The organism is Psychrobacter sp. T6-1, assembly GCF_052258445.1.
On record NZ_JBQQFC010000232.1, the window covers coordinates 1 to 3,995 of the forward strand.

The window sequence follows — 3,995 nt, forward strand, 5'->3', positions numbered from 1 at the left end:
AGTGAAATTATATATAAAAGTACTTTATAGGGTATAAGTGCACTTAGATAAACATCGCTTAAATAGACCTAGCAATACAAAATAAAGCCTTGTCAGTGACAAGGCTTTTTTGGTTTATAGATAATACTCTAAAGTATCATTATGGCGAGTATTCAAGCTCTCTATCAGAGCCGCTTTTAACGAAGCAAGCCTTTCGTTAGATAACCGCTTGTCATCTTGATCACTGATATAAAACATATCTTCTGCGCGCTCGCCTAAAGTGGTGATACGCGCGGCGTGCACCTCTATTTTTTGCTCTAAAAACTCTTGCCCCACGCGCGCAAGCAAGCCTGGCTGATCCAAGGTCTGCAAGCTCATAATATGCTGGCTTGAGGCTTCATTAAATTCAAAATCTATAGTCGTTGGCACCTCAAAATGTCGAAGCTGACGCGGCAAGCGTTTATGTGCAAGCTTGGGCATAGTTGGATTTTTGAATGCATTAATCAAGCGCTGCTTAAGCTCTTGCTGACTGTCCTCATCAGCGAGTAGCGTGCCACTGCGATCTAATAACACATAAGAGTCCAGAGCAAAATCTCGCGTTGCAGTAATAATACGCGCATCTAAGACGTCTAGATTCATCTGATCAAACACCGCCATTGTTACTGCAAACAGATTGGCTTGATCTTGGGTATAAACAAAGACCTGCACTGCATCAAGTGCTAATTCGCGGTGCTCTCGCAGCACTACTAATGGCGCGCTATCGCTATCTGAGGCGCGTCCGATCGGGGGATGGTTGAGTATCGCCTCAGTGTGCCAAAGAATGTCTTCTGCAATCTCACGCAAAAAATACTCATCGCCCAAATCATCCCATAGGCTGAGTACTTCATCGCGGTTCATATGCTGGTTGTCGACATTATCTAACATCGTCAGTGCTTGCTTGTAAGTGGCATCGATCATATCTTTACGGTTATTTGGCGCATCGATATCCGCGCGCAATATGCGCCGCGTTTGCGAGTACAACTGCTTCATGAGAGTGGCGCGCCAGCTATTCCATAGCTCAGGGTTGGTCGCGTTCATATCAGCGACCGTCAGCACGTATAGATGATTCAGATGCGTGACATTACCGACCAGATTGGCAAAGATGGTGACGACTTCAGGATCTGAGATATCCTTTTTTTGTGCCGTCATCGACATCAGTAGATGATAGCGAGTTAGCCAGCCAACGAGATTGGCATCTGCCAGACTCATACCGTGCTTGAGGCAAAACTCAACGGATTCAGTCTCCCCCAATTGACTGTGATTGCCGCCACGACCTTTGGCGATATCATGGAACATCGCGGCTAATACCAAGATCTCTTTACGCTCAATCCGTTGATAAATAGCACTGACCAGCGGAAAGTCTTGATTGTAGGCAGGATCGGTAAAACGGTGCAAAATACGAATCAAAAACAGCGTATGCGCATCAACTGTATAACGGTGAAATAGATCATATTGCATAAGACCTGTTACTTGACCAAAGGCGGGAATATAATTACCTAAAATGCCGTAGCGGTTCATAATGCGCAGGCGATGGAACAGATAGTTTTGCTCCTTTAGATTCGCCAAAAACAGCGCCTGATGATCAATGTTATCACGGTAAGTTTCATCAATACCGCGCGCCGCAATCTTAAGCGCTCGCAGGGTACGGGTGCGTACAGTTTTGATGCCGTGTTGTCCCATGAGCAAAAACATCTCAAGAGTCGTCTCAGGGTGCTGGGCAAAAACACGATGATGCGCCATCGCGATCTGATCGCCAATCTGATTGAAATGAGCATTTAGAGGACGCTTGCGCGGACGCTCTTCATCAGAAAGCTCAGGCTCGATAATGGTCTCAAAATAGTGGTTGGTAAGCATCTCAGAGAGCGTTGATATCTGCATGGCGCAGCGATAATAATCCCGCATAAAGCGCTCGACGGCGGCGTTAGGCTCATCACTTGGCTGCATCTCATAGCCCATGCGCTGTGCAATATCACGCTGATAATCAAATAATAGCTTGTTCTCGTTGCGCCCCGTAAGCTCATGTAAATGATGGCGTATCTGCCATAAAAAGTCCTCGGCAAAATTGAGCTCATCGAACTCTTTTTCGGTCAAAAAGTTCTGCTGTACTAGATCGTAAAGCTTACCAACCCGAAAATAGCGCTTAGTTACCCAGCCGACGATGTGGATATCACGCAAGCCGCCCGGTGCGGTTTTGATATTGGGTTCAAGGTTGTATTCGGTAGCATTGTGACGCAGATAGCGCGATTTGGCCTCACCTATCTTTGCCTCAAAAAAAGCACGCTGTGACCACTGCTCATTGACCACGCGTTTGGGTATGGCTTTGAGATCATCATTACCGATTAATAGTCTTGCCTCTAATAAAGCAGTAGCAATCGTGTGATCTGTTGCGGCCTCAAAGCATTCATACGTAGTGCGCACCGAGAGCGCAGGTTCAAGACCGACATCCCAAAGTAGTGCCACCAAGCGATCTATACGACTACTGACGTCTTTGCTGATCTCTTTGGGTGCTAGTAGTAAAATATCGATATCTGAGTATAGGGATAGCTCGCCGCGACCATAACCCCCCGTGGCAAAGAGCGCAAGGTCGGTTTTGTCCAGCTCAAACCATAAAAATAAGGCTCTGAGCAACTCATCAATCGCACAGGCGCGAGCGATGACCAGTTGGCGTATGCCAATACCGCGTACAACGCCGCTACTGATGTCCTCGTTGATTTGTGCAAGCCACTCAGGAATGCCCAGTAACGACTTTCTGCTTGGGTCGCTTACAACCAATAAAGGCGTATCGGTAGTCATATCAGGCGGCTGTAAGGCGGGCAGTGGAGTAATGTAGACGGCCGCGACATCGCAATTAAACATAAGGGTATCCCGTTTGATCTTTGGGTTAAACTTGTTGGGGTGCAAGATAATTATAGAGGTAAATAATAAATAAAAACGCACTTTAAAAGCAAAAAAAAGACCGCCTAAGCGGTCTATTCTTTATTACTGCGTCAAAAAGCTCAAATCTTCTTCAGGTCGAGTCGTAAAGACCTCACAGCCATTATCGGTCACGACCATGGTATGCTCCCACTGTGCTGAGAGTTTACGATCTTTAGTAATCGCCGTCCACTCATCAGGTAGTATCTTAGTCTGCCAAGTGCCTTGGTTAATCATCGGCTCAATGGTAAAGGTCATACCCGTTTTGAGCTCAAAGCCTGTGCCCTTTTTGCCGTAGTGCATCACCTGCGGCTCATGATGAAAGGTATCGCTAATACCATGACCACAGAACTCGCGTACGATACTAAAACGCTCAGGCTCGACCACTTCTTGAATGGCCGCGCCGACATCACCCAGACGCGCGCCGTCTTTGACAACGCTCATGCCGGCGTACAGCGCTTTTTGAGCGACATCGCAAATGCGCTTAGCCATGATAGAGCCTTTGCCGACGATCCACATCTTTGAGGTATCGCCATAATAGCCGTCTTTTATGACCGTGACATCGATATTGATAATATCGCCGTCTTTAAGCAGCTTACTATCGGTAGGAATACCATGACAGACCACATGATTGACTGAGGTACAGATTGATTTAGGAAAGCCGTTGTAATTGAGCGGAGCTGGAATAGCGCCTTGCTCATTGACAATGTAATCGTGAGCGATTTGATTGAGCGCTTCGGTACTGATACCGACTCTGACGTGCTCATCGAGCATGACGAGGACGTCGCTGGCAAGCTTGCCGGCAACACGCATTTTTTCTATCGCTTCAGGAGACTGAATAAGTGATTTTTTAGTTATCATAATTATGCTTATCGTTAGGGGGTTGAAGTATGCTAATTATACCATGAATGGATTATTTGCGGTTTTGCCAAAATCATATAAGGGTTTGTCTGCTAAAAGTCTGTACCGATTATATGTTTGGCATTGACTGTAAGGTCACGCAAAAATAATGAATAGTTAAAATAATAAGCCTATTGTTACTAAATAGTTACTATTACTAAATA

2 protein-coding genes are annotated in these 3,995 nt (G+C 46.0%); both read right to left on the minus strand.

Annotated features, from left to right (window positions below):
* Window positions 1-114: 114 nt before the first annotated feature.
* Entirely contained in the window at window positions 115-2,874 is a 2,760-nt protein-coding gene (glnD, locus tag ACTXGO_RS10720; RefSeq protein ID WP_443574435.1) for a [protein-PII] uridylyltransferase, read from the minus strand.
* A gap of 123 nt (window positions 2,875-2,997) precedes the next feature.
* Window positions 2,998-3,792: a type I methionyl aminopeptidase gene (map, locus tag ACTXGO_RS10725; RefSeq protein WP_435950312.1), complete on the minus strand. Its 795-nt coding sequence runs from the start codon at window positions 3,790-3,792 to the stop codon at window positions 2,998-3,000.
* Window positions 3,793-3,995 lie beyond the last annotated feature (203 nt).

Coding starts and splice junctions, on each gene's coding strand:
- glnD (WP_443574435.1), bottom strand. CDS start 2,874: ATGTTTAATTGCGATGTCGCGGCCGTCTACATTACTCCACTGCCCGCC.
- map (WP_435950312.1), bottom strand. CDS start 3,792: ATGATAACTAAAAAATCACTTATTCAGTCTCCTGAAGCGATAGAAAAA.